Genomic DNA, 16,668 nt, shown 5'->3' on the forward strand with positions numbered 1-16,668 from the left:
GAGGCGATCACCGCCATGGTGCGTGCCGCACCGCCGGGGCGTTGGAGGACGGCACCGACCGACCCTCCCCCGAGGACCGAGGGGAGTGCGGGGCGGCCTGGTGACGGGCCACCCACGGCGAGAACGAGTTCGATAACCGGTTTCATTTTCATGTTAGGGTTCGGTGCCCCGGGAGGCGATGGCTCTTCATCGTCTCCCGGGCCGAGAGGTCGGGGGAGGGCAAGGGTGCGGATGCCGGGTGTCGGCGCCGGTGTGGCTCGCCTGTCCGCACACCGGTTCACCAAGCGGCTTCGGCTGCTGGTGCTACCGCTGCTGGTCGCGGTGCTGGCCGCCGGATGCCGGTCCGAGGTGGCGTTGAGCGCGCACGACGCACGGGTCCAGGTCGTGACGACCACCGGAATCCTGCGGGACCTGGTCAACCGGGTCGGCGGCGACCGGGTCGCCGTCAACTCGTTGGTGCCGGACGGCGCCGATCCGCACAGCTACGAGCCGTCGCTGCGGGACATCCGCGACGTCGTCTACGCGGACGTGGCGTTCAGCAACTACCTGCTCCTGGAGGAGCAGGCGGTCATCAAGGCGCTGGACGCCAACCTGCGTGACGGCGTACCGAACATCTCGCTGGCCGAGGGGGCGGTGAAGTACGCCGCGGAGATCATCCCACTGGTCGAGGACGTGTCGCTGGACAGCATCTGGTTGGGCATGCGCGTGCGGGGCACCGGTGCCGCGCAGGGGGCGAACCGGTCCTCGGACGTGCTGCTCAGCGCCACCGCCGGGAACGGGCCGGGCCGGATGCTCGCATACCTGACCGAGTCCTTCGGCAACCCGTCGTTCTATGTCGACTCCGGCGATGGTTTCGACCCCACCAACGGCTACCGGGACGACACCGCCACCCTTCCTCCGGACGCGCACACGCACATGAGCTGGGCGTTCACCAAGCCCGGTGTCTACCGGTTGACCATGCGGGCCCGGCTGGCCGTCGACCCGCGAACAGCACCCATCCCCCTGGGGGAGCAGTCGTTCACCTTCGCCGTCGGAGTGGACCCGCATTCGGTGCCGGGCATGGTGGGCGCGGCGGTGCTGAACTCCGGCCACGCCGACATCACCGTCGACCTGGACGAGCGGCGGCTCTACCTGTTCGCCGACCCGGAGGGCAGCGGCGAGGCGAGCCAGCGGGTCTACGACCCGGCCCACACCGTGATCGAAGTGCCGAACAAGGCGCTCCTCGAGGTGCCCGGCGACCGCCGGTTCCGGTTCCTCGGCCGGCCCGGCACGCAGGTCTACCAGCTCCCGCAGGCGGTGCTCGGCAAGCACGTGCACGGCGAGATCGATCCGCACCTGTGGCAGAACGTCCGTAACGCCATCTCCTATGTCGAGCTGATCCGGGACACGCTGATCGGCGTCGACCCACAGGGCGCGAGCATGTACCGCGCGAACGCCTCCGCGTACATCGCCCAGCTCGAGGGCCTCGACACCTACGTCCGCGACACCATCGCGGAGATCCCACCGTCACGACGCCACCTGGTCAGCACCCATGACGCGTTCGGCTATCTGGGCCAGGCGTACGGCATCAGGATCTCCGGCTTCGTCACCCCGAACCCCGCCACCGAGCCGAGCCTCGCCGACCGCCGCCGGCTCACCGAGACGATCCGCAACCTGAGGATCCCCGCCGTCTTCCTGGAACCCAACCTGGCAGCCCGTGCCACCACTCTCACCGAGCTGGCGCGGGAGGAGGGACTGCGGGTCTGCCCCATCTACGGCGACACCTTCGACCGCGACGTCACCACCTATCTGGACATGATGCGGTTCAACGCCGAATCGCTGCGCGACTGCCTGACCACGGCAGAGCAAGGGAGGCACCAGTGACGGCAGGACGGCCGTGGCGCCGCACCCGCGCCACCACCGCCATCACCCGATGCGTGCTCGCCACGCTCATCGTGCTGGCGACTGCCCAGGCACCCGCGGTCGCCCAGGAGCCGACACCGGCTCTCGACCAGTCGATCGCGGCGGACCAGCCCCTCGCCACCGGCCGGGCGACACTCGCGGCCGGGCACGTCGACATCGGCCCCCGCTACGTCGGCAACCGGTGGAGCCTGCTCATCCACGACGGCACCCAGGCGAAGCCGGTGTGGCGCAGCCCGGACGAGACCCTGCTCCGCGTGTCCGACGCCGCGCTGCAGACCGTTCCGGACGATTCGGCGTACGCGTTCCTCGGCGTCGACCCCGGCGCGCGCGTGTACGTGGTGCCGCAGACGCAGAACCAGGACGTCGTCTGGCTCGGGTGGAACACCCAGGATCCGCGGGTCATCCAGACCATCGACCGCGGCGTCACCCTGACCCTGCTCGGCGTGCAGGGACCGGGGACCCTGACGACGTACCTCCAGTCAGGCAACTTCTCCGACCCGCAGCCGCTGTGGCGATCCACCGAGTCGAAGGCCCAGCCCTTCTGGGCCGAGGTCAACACCCACACCCACGCGAACTGGGTGTTCTCCGAGCCCGGGGTCTACCTGGTCGCGGTGCGGGCCTCGGCCGACCTCATCACCGGTGAGAAGGCCTCCGCGACCGGCACGCTGCGCTTCGCGGTCGGGGACGGTGTCAGCGTCGACGAGGCCTTTGCCGCCAGGGCCGACATCCCGGTCCCGGGTGGAGAGGCGCCCGCCGGCGGGCCACGAGCGGAAGTCGCCGACCCGGCCGACGGTTCCCGGACGCTCTTGCGCACGGGGCTGGTCGGCGCGGCCGGCGTGCTCGCTGTCGGTCTGCTCCTTCTCCTGCTGAGAGGACGCGACGCGAAACGGCGAGCCGAACGGGAACGCGCCACGCCGCAGCCGGAGGACCGACCGTGAGAGCGCTGGAGATAGAGCGGTTGGACGTGGACCTCGGCGGTCGGCCGGTACTGCGGGATGTGCGGCTCAACCTCGATCGGGGTGAGCTGGTGGGTCTGCTCGGCCCGAACGGCGCCGGGAAGACGACCCTGCTGCGCGCGATCCTGGCGCTGATCCGCACGCGCGGCGGACGGGTGCTCGTGGACGGCAGACCGACGCGCCCCGGCCGGTCGGGCATCGGCTACGTGCCCCAGCGCCACGAGTTCACCTGGGACTTCCCAATCTCCGTGGAACAGGCCGTGATGAGCGGCCGCGCCGGTCGGATCGGCCTGCTCCGCCGTCCTGGCGTGGCCGACTGGCGCGCGGTCGGCGACGCGCTGGACCGGGTGCAGCTCACCGGGCTACGCCGCCGGCCGGTGGGTGAGCTGTCCGGTGGACAACGCCAACGCGTCCTGGTCGCGCGAGCCCTCGCGCTTGCGCCGAGCATCCTGCTGCTCGACGAACCGTTCACGGGACTGGACATGCCCACCCAGGAACTGCTCGGTGATCTGTTCACCAGCCTCGCGCAGGAGGGCCGCGCCGTGCTGATGACCACCCACGACCTGGTCGCCGCGGTGGACGCCTGCACCCGGCTGGTCCTGCTCAACGGCCGGGTCATCGCCGACGGGCACCCGGCGGACCTGCAGGACGCCGAGCTGTGGACGAAAACCTTCGGGGTGAGTGCGTCATCCCCGCTGTTGAAGCTCGTCAGGGCGGCCTAGATGTCGATCGCCGATTTCATCACCGACCTGCTCAACCCCGACCTGGCGTTCCTTCCCAAGGCGTTGGCGATCGCGGTCATGTCCAGCATCGTCTGCGGCGTTGTCGGTTGCTACGTCGTCCTGCGGGGCATGGCGTTCATCGGCGACGCCGTGGCACACGCCGTCTTTCCGGGCATCGCGGTCGCCTTCGTCCTCCAGGGCAGCCTGGTGCTCGGCGGCGCCGTCGCCGGTGTCGCCACGGCACTGCTGATCGCGATCTTCTCGCAGAACCGGCGCGTCAGAGAAGACTCGCTGATCGGCGTCTTCCTGGTCGCCGCGTTCGCCCTCGGTATCGTGATCATCTCGCGGGCGCCCGGCTACGCAGGTTCGCTGCAACAGTTCCTGTTCGGCTCGATCACCGGCATCCCGGACCGAGACCTCTACCTCGTGGGCGGCACCGGCCTGGTCATCCTCGGTCTGGTGCTCGCCCTGCACAAGGAGTTCGTCGCGGTCTGCCTGGACCGGGAGATGTCCCGTTCGATGGGGCTTCCGGTCTTCTGGCTCGACATCGTGCTCTACGTCCTCGTGACCCTGGCCGTCGTGATCTCACTGCAGACCATCGGCAACATCCTCGTCCTGGCCCTGCTGATCACCCCCGCCGCGGCCGCCCGTCTGCTCACCGACCGGCTGGCCGTCATGATGCTGCTCGCCCCACTGATCGGCGCCATGTCGGCGATCGTCGGCTTGTACCTGTCCTGGAGCTACGACACCCCGGTCGGCGGCACCATCGTCCTGGTCGCCACCGCCGTGTTCCTCGCCGCCTGGTTGGTCGCGCCCCGGCATGGCCTGCTGGTCAGACGGTGGCGGCGCCGAGGACGGCGACCGGTCGCCGACGACAGTCCGGCGGGCCCGCCGCCCGATCTCGCTGGCATGCGGAACCCCGCGAAGGCCGTCCGATAGAGGGGTGAGCGTCTTCTCCGCCTGTTGCTCGTCCCGTGCCGTCACCAGCCATCCGGGAAAACACGTGTGGAGGGAGCGACGACCCGCGCAACGGACTGTGGCGGCGGACGTGCCTAGGCTGAGGACCGTGAACAAGCGACGGCGGAAGAAGCGCGCCACGCACCTGGTGGAGGCGGTGCTGCGCGACGACGAGGCGGCCGTCCGCGCCCTTCTGCGCGTCGGAGCGGACCCCGACGCGGCCGACCGCGAGGGCACCACCCCGCTGTACCAGGCGTCCGTGCACGGCGCGGTCGACCTCGTGCGACTTCTTCTCGTTGCCGGCGCTACGCCGGACACCGAAAGTGGCCACGGCCGGGAGGGGACGCCCCTGTGTGCGGCAGCGGCCTGGGGACACACCGAGGTCGTGCGGGAACATCTCGCCCACGGGGCGGACCCGAGCCTCCGCGAAGACCGGGGGACCGGCTACTCGCCACTGGACTGGGCGCTACGCGGCGACCACTCGCAGACAGTCGATCTTCTTCTGGCTGCGGGGGCCCGCCCCGTCGCTGTGGACAGCTGACCGCGCCCGAGCTTGGTCTGCTCGCCGAAGCCGACTTTGGACCTGTCGGGGCTACCAAGGGGTCGGTAGCGTCGGAGACCGAGAGCGGTCCGCGCCGTGAGCGAAGGACCTGTGAGGGGCGGTCACCGCCGTCGTGTTCGGTGCGTCTCGTCCGGACCGCGCGGACGTGGGCCGACCGGCGACCGGTGCGGTCGCCGGCGTGGCCGGCGACGGATTCCTCGGTGTCGCACTGCTGGTCGCCGCGGCGACGGGCGACCGCCCGACCACGACAAGGAGGTGAACCACGATGAGGAGGAAGACCGTGAGGCAGACGCTGTTCGCGGCGTACACGCTGGCGTCTCTCGCGACGCTGCTCTACACGGCCGGAGCTCCGTGGGACTCCCATTGAGCTGACGCATCCCGGAAGGAGGCTCGCATGACCCGCATCGTCCGCGCGGTGTTCGCGCTGGCGGCACTCGGCACGCTCATCTACACGATCGGCGCGCCGGTCAGCAACGGAGGCTGACCGGCGCCGGTCTAGGGAACGTCAACCGGCTGATCCGGGGGAGCACGCCGTCACCAGGGGAGGATTTGTGTTTGCGCTGGTCGCTGTCCCACTGGTGGTCGGCGTGTCCGCCGGGTACGCCCTCGGCGGCCGGCTGTCCTGGCTGGCCCGCAACGTCCGCGCCCTGTGGTTGCTGTGGCTGGCTGCCGGTCTGCAGCTCGTGCACTTCGAGTGGGAGTCCGCCCGGAGCGCCGTGGAGTCCCGGGTGCACGTGTCACTGCTGGTGCCGATCTTCGGTTGCGTCGGCGGGTGGGTGCTGGTCAACCTGCCGCGGCGCACGCGCGCCCTGCAGATCGCCGGCGCGGTCGTCCTGCTGGGCGGCGCGATGAACGCCGCGGCGATCCTCGCCAACGGCCGTACGCCCTTCTCCGAGCCGGCGGTGCGCGCGGCCCAGCTGCCCGCCGACCAGCGGGAGCGGGCGATGCGCTCGCCGAAGCACGTGCCCGCCGATGAGCACACCCGGCTGCGATGGCTGGGCGACATCATCCCCGTCGCACCGATCGGCAAGGTGATCAGTGTCGGCGACATCGTGCTCCTGGCCGGGGCAGCCGGCTTCGTCACGGTCGGCATGAGGAGACCGAGGGTGGACCCCGAGTGATGCCGCCGCGCGCCCCGGGAGCCGGCCGGGTTGCCGCCTGGTCGGGCGATCACCGCACGCGGCTCCCCGTCCACGCCGGCGCGTGTGGTGACCACGAGCGCGGACCCGAGCGTGCGAATGCGGGGTGCAGATGGAGCTCTTCATCGACGCGGACGACGGCCGCAGCGTGACCCGGCAGCTGTACGAGCAGATCCGCGACGCCATCCTGTCCGGTCGGCTCGAGGCCGGCGCTCGACTGCTACCGACCCGGGCAGCAGCCGCCGAGCTCGGCGTGGCACGCTCGACCGTCACCGAGGTCTACAGCCGGCTGGGCGCCGAGGGATACCTCGAGGGGCGCGCCGGGGGCGGCAGCTTCGTCCGCCCCGGTCTCGGGCCGACCCACGGTGCACCGCCCCCCGCCGCGCTGCGGCCGACGTCGCGTGCCGCCGCGTTGCGCCGCTACGACACCGACCCGGAGGTCACCGGTCGGTTCGACCTGCGCGCCGGCCGGACCGACCCGTCGTTGTTCCCCGCATCGACGTGGCGACGTTGTCTGCTCGCCGGCCTGGCACATGCCGGCACCCAGTACACCGACCCGGCCGGCAGCCTCGACCTGCGGTCCGCGCTCGCGCAGTGGTTGACCGCTTCTCGGGGCGTCACCGCAACCCCGGAGCAGATCCTCGTCACCTCCGGAGCCGGGCACGCCGTCGACCTCGTGGTCCGGGCCCTCCTCGACCCGGGGGACGTCGCGGCGATGGAGGAGCCCGGCTACCCGCCGGTGCACCAACTGCTCCGAGCCCACGGCGCCGACGTCCGGGCAGTCCCCGTGGACGAGCACGGGCTGGTGGTGGACGCCATCCCCGCCGGCACACGCCTGGTCTACGTCACTCCCTCCCACCAGTACCCACTGGGCGTCGTCATGACCCGCGGCCGCCGGCTCGAGTTGCTCACGTGGGCGCGCCGGCACGACGCGGCGATCATCGAGGACGACTACGACAGCGAGTTTCGGCACACCTCCCGCCCGCTCGAACCCCTGCACCGTCTCGACCGCGACGGACGCGTCCTGTACGTCGGGACGTTCAGCAAGACCCTCAGCCCCGCTCTGCGGCTCGGCTTCCTGGTCGCCGCCCAGGCACTGGTCCCTGCCCTGGCCACCCTGCGCCAGATCATCGACTGGAGCCCGCCGGCCGCGACCCAGCAGGCCATGGCGCACTTTCTCCGCGGCGGCCACCTCGGGCGCCACCTACGTCGTACCCGCGGCACCTACACCCGGCGCCACGACCGGCTACGGCAGGAACTGCTCGACACCCTGCCTGGCGACTATCAGGCTCTGCCGGCACAGGCCGGACTCCACCTGGCCGTCGTCGGCCCACACACCCCCGAGGACGCCGAGCTGCCCCACCTGGCCGCCGCTCACGGCGTCCTCGTCAGCTCGCTGCGCTGTACCTACCACCACGACCGGCCACGAGCCGGCCTACTGCTCGGGTTCGGCGCACTGCCCGTCGGGGCGATCGGACCGGCCGTGCACCTGCTCGCGGACTGGTTGCGGCGCTGTCGGAGCCGGTGATCACGCAGGCCGGGACCGCGCGGTGCCTGATCACCGTCGCGGCCGGGGGATGCCGTCGGGCCAGGGCACGAAGCCCTGGCCCGACGGCATTCACTTGTCGAATTCGACGGCCGCATTCGCGACGACGGTGCGGCAGCCCAGGGGCGCGGCGAGACGGCACGGGCGGCTCAGGGCCGTAGACCGCCGGACGCCACGATGACCTCACCGGTCACCCAGCGGGCGGCCGGCGAGGCGAGCCAGGTGACGGCTAGCGCGACGTCTTCGGGCTGACCCAGCCTGCCCAGCGGGGTGTCCGCGACCAGGGCATCGACGTACGCGCTGCCGACAAGGCCGTGCGAGTGGTTGCCCTCGGTCTCCGTCACGCCGGGAGCGACGGCGTTCACCCGGATGTTTCTCGGCCCGAGTTCCTTCGCCAGCACTCGCGTGATCGCTTCCACCGCGCTCTTGGTCGCCGTGTAGACGGTCAGGTTCGGTTGGGCGAGCTGGACGGCCGCCGTGCTGATGTTGACGATGCTGCCGCCCTCCGGACCGAACCGTCTGACGGCCTCCTTCGTCGCCAGGATCACGCCGAGGACGTTGGTGTTGAACTGGTAATGGAAATCTCGCTCGGTCACCTCCTCGAGGGGGCCGAACTCGTAGACGCCGGCGTTGTTGACGAGGATGTCCACGGCACCGAACGTGTCGATCGTCCGCGCGAACAACGTCTGCAGGTCGGATTCCTTGGTCACGTCCGCGGGGATCGCGACGGCCCTGCCGCCCGCGCGTTCGATGTCGGCGACCACCGTGGCCGCCCGGTCCCCGTCGCCGGGGTAGTAGTTGACCACGACCGCTGCTCCCGCGGCCGCGAGGTTCTTCGCGAAACCGGCACCGAGGCCCTGGGCGGCGCCCGTGACGACGGCGACCTTGCCGGTGAGTGTGTTCATGACAGATTCTCCAGACCGAGTAGCGGCCCGCTCATGGCAACGGTCGGTACACCATGAGGCGGACCAGGGATCCCTGTGGGGATCGGGAGAGTGGGAATTGGGTCCTTGTGGGACCTGGTACGGCCCGACGCGCCGGCGGAGGAGCTAGTTCTCCTCGGCCGGGTCGACGTCGAACAACTCGGCGTACTTGTCGGCGAACATGTTGCGCCCCTTGAACTCGGCCGCGACCTCGGGGCCGGCGACGCCCTCCACGATGCCGGGCAGGAGCCCGGCGCCACCCTCGGGTCCGAGCGGCACGACGATGATCGGTGGCATGGGCTGGTAGGTGCCGACGCTCCCCTCGCCGGTGATCAGGCTGCGGATGCTGGCCGCGACCAGTTCTCCCTGCGCACCCGCCCGGCCGGCCATTTTCAGGTCGGCGTCGGACAGGTCGCCGATGGCGAAGACGTGGTCGTGCCCCTGCACTCGCAGCTGGCCGTCGACTCGCAGGTAGCCCTGCTCGTTGCGGGCCGCCGCGAGTGAGCCGACGAGGTAGTCGCTGCTGGGCGTGACTCCGAAGCAGCGGTACCAGATGTCCGCGGTCAGTTCCTCGCCCGCCTCGGTCGTCACCGTGACGTCCGCCAGGGCGGCAGCCTCGGCGGCGGGGAGTGCCGTCAACTTGCTGCCGAGCCGCAGCTCGACACCGAGTTCGTCGAGCTGTCGACGCAGCTCCGTACGGAGTTCCTGGTCGTACGGGCCGGAAAGGATGTCGGGAGCGGCGTCCACGACGGTGACCTGCTTGTCGGCGAAGAAGGTCTTGATCTCCCCGGCCAGTTCCAGCCCGGCCGGCCCCGCGCCGATCACCAGCACCCGTTTGGCGTCACGCAGATCCTCGTGGGCCTGGAGTACCCGAGCGCGTGCGGCAGTGATGTCGGGCTCGGTGTGCTTCGCCGGGAACGGATACGACGAGCCGGTGGCCAGGATCAGGTAGTCCGCCTCCAGTCGGTCACCCGAGGCGAGGGTCACCTGTCGACCGTCGACCGCCACCGCGCGGTCCCGCACGAACCGTCCGTGCTTCAGCAGCCGCTCGTACGGATAGAAGATGCGATCGAGCCACTCCGGCTCGACCAGGGCACGCCAGCCCGCGACGTTGTGGGTGAACGCCTCGGTCGGGTCGACCAGGGTCACCTCCGCGACGTCGTCGAGATGTTTGGCGGCGGTGATCCCGCCGTACCCCCCGCCGACCACCACGACGCGTGGACGGCCTGTCTGCTCGCTCATGTACCTCTCCTTCTGATCATCCGAGTGGCCCCGGATATCCGAGCGACTACGAAGAGAGTAGCCACTAGTAAAAACGAAGTGCAACTGCGCTAGGATGGGCACATGCAAGCCAGGAGCAGGGCCGCCGAGACCCGGGAGAGCTGTGCGCGCGCCGACGTAGCGCTGGCCCGGGCCTTCGCCGTACTCGGGAAGCGCTGGACGGCGCTCGTCCTCGACAGTCTCAGTGGCGGCCCGGCCGGCTTCCGGGAGATATCCCGGGCCATCGACGGTGTGAGCGACTCGATGCTCTCCGAGCGGCTGTCAGAGCTGACCTGTAACGACCTGGTCGCCCGCAACGTCGACCCCGGGCCGCCGGTCACGGTCACCTACGAGCTGACCCCGAAGGGGCGTGCGCTGGTCCCCGCCCTCGAGGAAGTCTCCAAGTGGGCGCGGGAGTACCTGCCCGAGGCGTGACAAACCTCATCACCCGGGCAGAGTGGTCGCCAACCGGGCAGAGCGGATAGCCGGCGAGTGCCGTCGAGGTAACCGGCGTCCGGTTCTCCCCGGTCGATGAACCCGGCCTAGCTGTCGGCGGGCCGCCTGGCCGCGCTGCGCAGGAGGGTGAGGGCCGCCTCGCGGGCGTCGTCGGCGGCGCCGGGGCCGTCGAGGTGGTCGGCGACCACGGTCGCCCCTTCCAGAAGCAGGAGAAGCTGCCGTCCCAGCGCGGCGGGCTGTGCGACCCCGGCCCGGGTGGCGATGGCGGTGAAGAGCTCCAGGTAGCGGCCGAGATGGCGGGCGGCGATGGCGCTGGCCGGAGTCGTGTGGTGCTGGGTGGCGGCGTTGACGATCGCGCAGCCGCGGAAGCCGGGCTCGGTGAACCAGACGCGGAGGGCGTCGAAGATCGCGGCGAGTTGGGCCGCCGGCTCGTCGCCCGCGTCGGCGGCCGCCCGGGCCAGCCAGCGCGTGACGCGGTCGCTGCGAGCTTCCAGGACGGAGCGGATGAGCCCGTCCTTGGACCCGAAGTGGCGGTACAGCGTCTCCTTGGAGATGCCCGCCTCGGCGCACAACTCCGCGATGCCCACGCCGTCGAGCCCGCGCTCGTAGAGGATGCCCTCCGCGCTGCGGAGGATCGCCGCCCGGGTGCGGTCGGGGTCGAGGCTGCTGCCTCTGGGAACTGGCACGGGGAGATGGTACCAGTCGGTTCGATGTGCTGCTAACGTCCCATCGAACCGATCGGTTCCATCTAAGGAGCTCGCCGTGTCAGACCCCCTCGTCACCGATCCCCGCGCCGCATGCGGACCCGCCGCGCGCACCGTGCCCATGACCTTCCGCAGTGCGGGGGCCACGCTGCTGGGCGTCCTGCATCTGCCGGCCGGGCCCGGCCCACACCCCGTCGTGGCCCTGCTGCACGGCTTCCCCGGTCATGAGCGCAACTTCGACCTCGCGCAGGCGTTGCGCCGAGCGGGATACGCGACGCTGGTCTTCCACTACCGCGGCTCATGGGGGATGGACGGCTCCTGGTCGTGGGCCCACGTGCTGGAGGACGCCTCCCGCGTGGTCACCCACCTGCGTGAGCCCGAGGTCGTCACGGCCCACGCCCTCGACCCGGCCCGGCTCGCCGTCATCGGCCACAGCCTGGGCGGTTTCGCCGCGTTGATGACCGCGGCCGCCGATCCCGGGGTGGCCGCGGTCGGTTCGGTGGCCGGGTTCGACTTCGGCACGGCCGCCGCCGAGTGCCGGAGCGACCCGGCCGTGCGAGCCGCCTACCTCGACGGTTGGGCTAGCGAACTACTACCCCTGCGCGGCACCAGCGCCCAGGCGCTGGTCGCGGAGATGGAGGAGGCGGGGGACGCGTGGAGCCTGGCCCGCCTCGCGCCCCGGCTGGCCAACCGCCCCGTGCTGCTGATCGGCACCAGCCGCGACACCGTCACCCCCGTCGGCATCCACCACGGGCCGCTGGTGGACGCCTACCTCGCCCACCCGGTCCCCGGCCTCGAGCACCACGTCTTCCGCACCGACCACGCCCTGTCGGACCATCGAGTCGCCCTCGCCCGTACGGTGATCGCCTTCCTCGATCGCCACCTGACGGAAGCCATCCGGTGAACCCGATCCCCACCGCCGCCGAGGCTGCGGGCTCACTCTCCCGGCGTACTCCTCGCTTGCACTGGACCGCCGCGCGACTCGCCCTGGGAACCGCGTCCGCCCTGGGCGTCTCCCGATTCGCCTACGGCCTGCTCCTGCCGGCCATGCGCACCGATCTGCAGTGGAGTCTCGCCCAACCCGGTGCACTGACCACCGCCAACAGCGTCGGCTACCTCCTGGGCGCCGCGCTCACCGGCATCGCGACGCGGCGGTGGGGCTCCACCGTGACCTTCCGCCTGGGCATGCTGCTCACCGCCGGTGCCCTGGCCGCCACCGCGGTGAGCGGCGCATACCTCGCGCTGCTCACCGCACGCGCCGTGGCGGGCGTCGGTGGCGCCCTGGTCTTCGTCGCCGGAGGCGTCATCGCTTCGCGCGGCGCGGCGGCGGCAGGCTCACCCGCACCCATCACGATCTACTTCTCGGGCGCCGGGCTGGGCATCGCCCTCAGCGGGGCGTGGCTCCCGAGCCTGGTGACGCACGCCCCCAGGGCTGGCCGGTGGCCTGGGCCGGACTGGCCGGCTGCGCCCTCGTGGCCACCGTCGTCAGCTGGCCCGCCGCACGGGTCGACGAACCGCGACTCCGGTCCGCGGCGGGTCGCCGCCAGGTTCGGCGCCTGTGGCGCACCGCCGTCGCCTACCTGCTCTTCGCAGGCGGATACATCGCCTACGTCACCTTCCTGTCGGCCGCCCTGGCCGACGATCACACGCCGGTATGGCAGGTCAGCACACTGTGGGCCCTCCTGGGAATCAGTGCGATGACCGCACCGCGGCTCTGGAGCTCCCTGATCGACGCCTGGCCGCCGGCCCGCGTCCTCACCACCCTGCTCGCGCTGCTCGCCGGCGCCAGCGCTCTTGCCCTCGCCGGTTCCTCGTACGTGGTCCTCGCCATCTCGGTCCTGGCCTACGGTGGCACGTTCATGACCGTTCCGGCCGCTGCCACCGCGACGATCCGCGGCGCGACCCGCCCCGCGGACTGGCTCCCACCCTCGCCGCCTTCACCACGCTCTTCGCGGCCGGCCAGACCATCGGCCCGTGGGCGGCCGGAACGATCGCCGACCACACCTCGGCCGACGCCACGCTTGTCTGGGCGGCCGCGTTGTGCGCCGCGGCCGCACTCGTCGCGGCGACCCAGCGACCGACGATCCCCGTGGCGGACGACCCCGCCGACCCCGCCGACCCCGGCGAGCGGCGTCGGTAGCGCGCGAGCCTCGGCGGCGGGCCGGGCCGGAACGCTCCGGAGAGCGGGCCGGTCCGGCGTGGAGCCCGCTACTACCCGACGCCGGTCCGGGGCTCCAGCACCACCACCGCGGTCTCGGACGACCGCAGCGCCGCGTGAGCGTCGAGGTCGGTCTCGATCTCGCGCCAGCGGGCCCACAGCCGGGCCCGCTCGCCGCCGGCCGCGGCGTGGGCGCGCACCGGCCGCTGCCCGTCGACCAGGTCGACGGTCGCATCCGGATGCGCCTGCAGGTTGAGCCACCAGGAGGGCTCACCCGCACCCCAGCCGTTCATCGCCAGCGTGAACAGGTTCGGCCCATCCTCCAGGTAGGCGATGATGACACTGCGCCGCTGGCCGGTGCGGCGCCCGGTGGTGGTCAGCCGCATGGTGCCCCAGCGGTCGGGGCGTGGCCGCCAGAGCCCGACCCGGCCGCGGGAGACCCGGTACAGGCCCCGGTGCACCGACCAGGCGAGACGGATGAACCAGCGCGGCGGAAGCTTCGGCTTCTTCGCTGGGTTCCCGACCGACATGAGGACCTCCCACGCGCCAATGGGGCCATGGTAGGAGCGGGACGTGCCCGGCAGCATCGGGCGAACCGGCAGCGGTGACCGGTCTCCTCAGGCGTGGGCCGTACCGCTCCCGGCGGCGGCGAGGGCGGCCTCGGCGTCGGCGGCGGCCAGGTCCGCGTTCATGTGCGCGCCGGCCAGGGCGCCGGCGGAGGCGGCGGCACCGACCTGCGCGGTCAGGTCCGTGGCGTTGCCGGCCACCCAGACGCCCGCGACCCCGGTCGTGCCGGCCATGCCCGTGACGAAGCGGCGCCCTCTCCCGTCGGGTAGCTCCTCCATCGGTAGGCGCAGGTTCTCCAGGCCGTCGGTGCGGGCCCGCACGCCGGTGGCGACCGCGAGGATCCGCCTGCGGACGAGCTGCCCGTCCGCCAGGCGTACGCCCTCGATGCCGCCGTCGTCGGCGGTGACGACCTGGTCGACGGTGGTCTCCACGACGCGGATGCCGCGGGCGGCGAAACGCGCCCGGGTGTCGGCGTCCAGCTGCGTGCCGCGGGCGAAGTAGATCAGGTCGTCGGTCAGCTGGCGGAACAGCAGTGCGTGGTGGACGGAGGCGGGACCCGTGGCCAGGACCCCGATGGGCTGGTCGCGGACCTCCCAGCCGTGGCAGTAGGGGCAGTGCACCACGGCGTGGCCCCAGTGTCGGGCCAGGCCGGGTACGTCGGGCAGCACATCGCGCAGCCCGGTGGCGACCAGCAGGCGGCGTGCCCGCACACTGCGGCCGTCGGTCAGCGTGACGTCGAAGCGCGGGTCGTCCTCGGCGGACACAGCGGCGGCAGCGGCGGACGAGACCTCGCCGGTCACGACGCGCCCGCCGTAGCGGCGCACCTCGTCCCGGCCGCGCCGCAGCAGCTCGGCCGGCGGTGTGCCGTCGAGGCCGAGCAGGCCGTGCACGCCCTCGGCGGGCGCGTTGCGCGGGCTGCCGCTGTCGATCACGACGACGGAGCGGCGGGAACGGGCGAGCATCAGCGCGCCGTTCAGGCCCGCGGCTCCGCCGCCGATCACCACGGCGTCGACGGTCGTGTCCGGCAGCTCGTCGGTCGTCCCGGGAGCGGGTGGGGTGGGCATCGAGGTTCCTTTCGTCGAGGAGCGCGCCGGGGCCGGCCCGAGCGCGGGTTCGCGACGACGGTAGGACGCTCTTGCGCCACAGGCATACCATGTTGCCTATGAAGCAAGATGATGGCGATCTGGACGCCCTGGTGCGCAAACGCATCCGCGCCCTGCGCACGGCCCAGGGCTGGTCCCTGGAAGAGCTGGCCGCCCGCGCGCACCTCAGCCAGTCCACGCTCAGCCGCATCGAGAACGGCCAGCGCCGCCTCGCCCTGGACCAGCTCGTGACCCTCGCCCGGGCCCTGGACACCTCGCTGGACCAACTGGTCGAGACCGACACCGACGATGTGATCTCCAACCCGACGATCGACGCGGCGCACGGGTTGCGGCGGTGGTCGATCAGGGCGGAACCCGGCATGAGCGTGGTGCGTCAACGCATGACCGACCCGCCGCCCGACAATCCCGCCCGGATGCGCGCCCACCCGGGCCGCGAATGGCTCGTCGTGCTGTCCGGCACCGCGACCCTGCTCCTCGGCAACCGTCGCTTCAGGGTCGAAACCAACCAGGCGGCCGAGTTCCCCACGATGCTGCCGCACGCCATCGGCGCCGAGGGCGGGCCGTGCGAGATCCTGGGCATCTTCGACCGCGACGCCCGCCGCGGTCACCAGCGCGGAGGGGACGACACCGCCCCGGGTCTCCCGCCGCGGTGACCGGCCGCGGGTCGCCGGCCGACCGCTTGCGCCTCCGGCAGCGCCCGAGGTCATCGTCTTGCGTTCCGCGAAAGCGCACGAGCCACCACCGCTGCCGCGACCTACCGTGGCGCCGTGAACCACTCCTCGTCGCACCACGACGCCCACCACCCCGCGCACGACGACGGCGACCAGGCGGAGCTCCTCGACCTGGACGCGGAGGTGCTCGCCGAGCACCTCGCCGCCATCATCGAATGGCTCCCCGTCACCGGCAGCCCCCGGCACGTCGTCGATCTGGGATGCGGCACGGGCGCCGGCACCCTCGCCCTGCTCACCCGCTTCCCCGACGCGCGGGTCACCGCGGTCGACTCGTCCGGGGCCCACCTGCACCGCCTCCGGCAGAAGGCGGAGGCCCAGGGCGTGGCGGACCGGGTGCACCCCGTCCACGCCGACCTCGACGCCGACTGGCCCGACCTCGGCAGTCCCGAACTCGTGTGGGCATCGGCCTCCCTGCACCACATGAGCGACCCCGATCGCGTCCTGCGCCACGTCCGCGACACCCTCGCCCCCGGTGGGCTCCTCGCCGTCGTCGAACTGGCCGCCTTCCCGCGCTTCCTCCCCGAGGACGCGCCGCAGGACGCGCCCGGCCTCGAGGACCGCTGCCACGCCGCCACCGAGCGCTACCACGCCACGCACGTCTCCCACCGGGGCGCCGACTGGGGCCCCAAGCTGTTCGCCGCCGGATTCACCGTCGAGAAGAAACGCACCATCACCGTCAACCGCGACGGCGCCCACTCCGACGCCATCGGTCGCTACGCTCTGAGCAGCCTGCGGCGGCTGCGGGGCACCGTCGCCGAAGCGCTGTCCCCGACCGACCTCGCCGCGCTCGACCGGCTGCTCGACACCACCGGCCCGCACAGCATCCTGCGCCGCAGCGACCTCGCGCTGCGTACCGAGCGCACGGTCTGGGCCGCCCGCCGCTGATCAGCCGCCACCCGGCCCGGCGACGACACCCCACGGATCCCGCACGACAGCAGGACCAGCGCCATCGCCAGCCCGAGGCCGTACGCCCACCCGTCCG

The 16,668-nt window shown here is 72.0% G+C and carries 16 protein-coding genes and 2 pseudogenes; 13 read left to right on the forward strand and 5 right to left on the reverse strand.

Annotation, left to right across the window (positions count from 1 at the left end; all coding sequences use genetic code 11):
- Positions 1–231: 231 nt before the first annotated feature.
- The 7 genes from SM573_RS16670 to pdxR all read left to right on the forward strand — a co-directional run bounded on the left by SM573_RS16670 (position 232) and on the right by pdxR (position 7,766).
- Positions 232–1,863 carry an anchored repeat ABC transporter, substrate-binding protein gene (locus SM573_RS16670; RefSeq protein WP_474616711.1) on the forward strand — a complete coding sequence of 544 codons (1,632 nt, stop codon included), beginning with the start codon at positions 232–234 and terminating at the stop codon, positions 1,861–1,863.
- Positions 1,860–2,840: a choice-of-anchor M domain-containing protein gene (locus tag SM573_RS16675; protein ID WP_474616480.1), complete on the forward strand. Its 981-nt coding sequence runs from the start codon at positions 1,860–1,862 to the stop codon at positions 2,838–2,840. Before SM573_RS16670 ends, SM573_RS16675 begins: the two co-directional genes overlap by 4 nt.
- A gap of 26 nt (positions 2,841–2,866) precedes the next feature.
- Positions 2,867–3,580, forward strand: a complete 714-nt coding sequence (locus SM573_RS16680) for an anchored repeat-type ABC transporter ATP-binding subunit (RefSeq protein WP_474616712.1) — start codon at positions 2,867–2,869, stop codon at positions 3,578–3,580.
- Entirely contained in the window at positions 3,581–4,519 is a 939-nt protein-coding gene (locus SM573_RS16685) for an anchored repeat-type ABC transporter permease subunit (RefSeq protein ID WP_474616481.1), read from the forward strand.
- Between the two features lie 127 nt (positions 4,520–4,646).
- Complete coding sequence (locus SM573_RS16690; protein WP_474616482.1) at positions 4,647–5,078, forward strand: ankyrin repeat domain-containing protein; 432 nt, start codon at positions 4,647–4,649, stop codon at positions 5,076–5,078.
- A 572-nt stretch (positions 5,079–5,650) separates the two neighbouring features.
- Complete coding sequence (locus SM573_RS16695) at positions 5,651–6,220, forward strand: DUF5317 family protein (RefSeq protein WP_474616483.1); 570 nt, start codon at positions 5,651–5,653, stop codon at positions 6,218–6,220.
- A 130-nt stretch (positions 6,221–6,350) separates the two neighbouring features.
- The gene (gene pdxR, locus SM573_RS16700; RefSeq protein WP_474616484.1) at positions 6,351–7,766 is read left to right on the forward strand and encodes a MocR-like pyridoxine biosynthesis transcription factor PdxR; all 1,416 of its coding nucleotides are present in this window, start codon (positions 6,351–6,353) and stop codon (positions 7,764–7,766) included.
- 167 nt (positions 7,767–7,933) lie between these two features.
- Here the strand turns inward: pdxR and SM573_RS16705 are convergent, their stop codons facing one another.
- Together SM573_RS16705 and SM573_RS16710 are read right to left on the reverse strand one after the other, a co-directional pair.
- Positions 7,934–8,689, reverse strand: a complete 756-nt coding sequence (locus SM573_RS16705) for an SDR family NAD(P)-dependent oxidoreductase (protein ID WP_474610067.1) — start codon at positions 8,687–8,689, stop codon at positions 7,934–7,936.
- A gap of 144 nt (positions 8,690–8,833) precedes the next feature.
- Positions 8,834–9,949 (reverse strand): NAD(P)/FAD-dependent oxidoreductase, encoded by a 1,116-nt coding sequence (locus tag SM573_RS16710; protein ID WP_474610066.1) that lies wholly within the window; start codon positions 9,947–9,949, stop codon positions 8,834–8,836.
- 102 nt (positions 9,950–10,051) lie between these two features.
- On the opposite strand from SM573_RS16710, the gene SM573_RS16715 reads away from it, so the two are divergent.
- Positions 10,052–10,402: a winged helix-turn-helix transcriptional regulator gene (locus SM573_RS16715; protein ID WP_474610065.1), complete on the forward strand. Its 351-nt coding sequence runs from the start codon at positions 10,052–10,054 to the stop codon at positions 10,400–10,402.
- Between the two features lie 107 nt (positions 10,403–10,509).
- Here the strand turns inward: SM573_RS16715 and SM573_RS16720 are convergent, their stop codons facing one another.
- Complete coding sequence (locus tag SM573_RS16720) at positions 10,510–11,109, reverse strand: TetR/AcrR family transcriptional regulator (protein ID WP_474616485.1); 600 nt, start codon at positions 11,107–11,109, stop codon at positions 10,510–10,512.
- 76 nt (positions 11,110–11,185) lie between these two features.
- Here SM573_RS16720 and SM573_RS16725 point away from each other — a divergent pair, with 76 nt between their 5' ends.
- The 3 genes and pseudogenes from SM573_RS16725 to SM573_RS16735 form a co-directional block, all read left to right on the forward strand.
- The gene (locus tag SM573_RS16725) at positions 11,186–12,031 is read left to right on the forward strand and encodes an alpha/beta hydrolase family protein (RefSeq protein ID WP_474616486.1); all 846 of its coding nucleotides are present in this window, start codon (positions 11,186–11,188) and stop codon (positions 12,029–12,031) included.
- 143 nt (positions 12,032–12,174) lie between these two features.
- Positions 12,175–12,498 (forward strand): annotated as a pseudogene (locus tag SM573_RS16730) (YbfB/YjiJ family MFS transporter); the annotation flags it as partial.
- Between the two features lie 101 nt (positions 12,499–12,599).
- A pseudogene (locus SM573_RS16735) lies at positions 12,600–12,968 on the forward strand (YbfB/YjiJ family MFS transporter); the annotation flags it as partial.
- A gap of 370 nt (positions 12,969–13,338) precedes the next feature.
- Here SM573_RS16735 and SM573_RS16740 read toward each other — a convergent pair.
- Positions 13,339–13,815, reverse strand: a complete 477-nt coding sequence (locus SM573_RS16740) for a nitroreductase/quinone reductase family protein (RefSeq protein ID WP_474610061.1) — start codon at positions 13,813–13,815, stop codon at positions 13,339–13,341.
- An 87-nt stretch (positions 13,816–13,902) separates the two neighbouring features.
- Positions 13,903–14,916 (reverse strand): NAD(P)/FAD-dependent oxidoreductase, encoded by a 1,014-nt coding sequence (locus SM573_RS16745; protein WP_474616487.1) that lies wholly within the window; start codon positions 14,914–14,916, stop codon positions 13,903–13,905.
- 98 nt (positions 14,917–15,014) lie between these two features.
- On the opposite strand from SM573_RS16745, the gene SM573_RS16750 reads away from it, so the two are divergent.
- Both SM573_RS16750 and SM573_RS16755 read left to right on the forward strand, forming a co-directional pair.
- On the forward strand, positions 15,015–15,608 hold the full coding sequence (locus SM573_RS16750) for a helix-turn-helix domain-containing protein (protein WP_474610059.1): 594 nt from the start codon (positions 15,015–15,017) through the stop codon (positions 15,606–15,608).
- Between the two features lie 114 nt (positions 15,609–15,722).
- Complete coding sequence (locus SM573_RS16755) at positions 15,723–16,571, forward strand: class I SAM-dependent methyltransferase (protein WP_474616488.1); 849 nt, start codon at positions 15,723–15,725, stop codon at positions 16,569–16,571.
- Positions 16,572–16,668 lie beyond the last annotated feature (97 nt).

It is taken from the genome of Micromonospora xinjiangensis (assembly GCF_056150165.1).

Coding starts and splice junctions, on each gene's coding strand:
- SM573_RS16745 (WP_474616487.1), bottom strand. CDS start 14,916: ATGCCCACCCCACCCGCTCCCGGGACGACCGACGAGCTGCCGGACACG.
- SM573_RS16715 (WP_474610065.1), top strand. CDS start 10,052: ATGCAAGCCAGGAGCAGGGCCGCCGAGACCCGGGAGAGCTGTGCGCGC.
- SM573_RS16685 (WP_474616481.1), top strand. CDS start 3,581: ATGTCGATCGCCGATTTCATCACCGACCTGCTCAACCCCGACCTGGCG.
- SM573_RS16740 (WP_474610061.1), bottom strand. CDS start 13,815: ATGTCGGTCGGGAACCCAGCGAAGAAGCCGAAGCTTCCGCCGCGCTGG.
- SM573_RS16750 (WP_474610059.1), top strand. CDS start 15,015: ATGAAGCAAGATGATGGCGATCTGGACGCCCTGGTGCGCAAACGCATC.
- SM573_RS16705 (WP_474610067.1), bottom strand. CDS start 8,689: ATGAACACACTCACCGGCAAGGTCGCCGTCGTCACGGGCGCCGCCCAG.
- SM573_RS16670 (WP_474616711.1), top strand. CDS start 232: ATGCCGGGTGTCGGCGCCGGTGTGGCTCGCCTGTCCGCACACCGGTTC.
- pdxR (WP_474616484.1), top strand. CDS start 6,351: ATGGAGCTCTTCATCGACGCGGACGACGGCCGCAGCGTGACCCGGCAG.
- SM573_RS16710 (WP_474610066.1), bottom strand. CDS start 9,949: ATGAGCGAGCAGACAGGCCGTCCACGCGTCGTGGTGGTCGGCGGGGGG.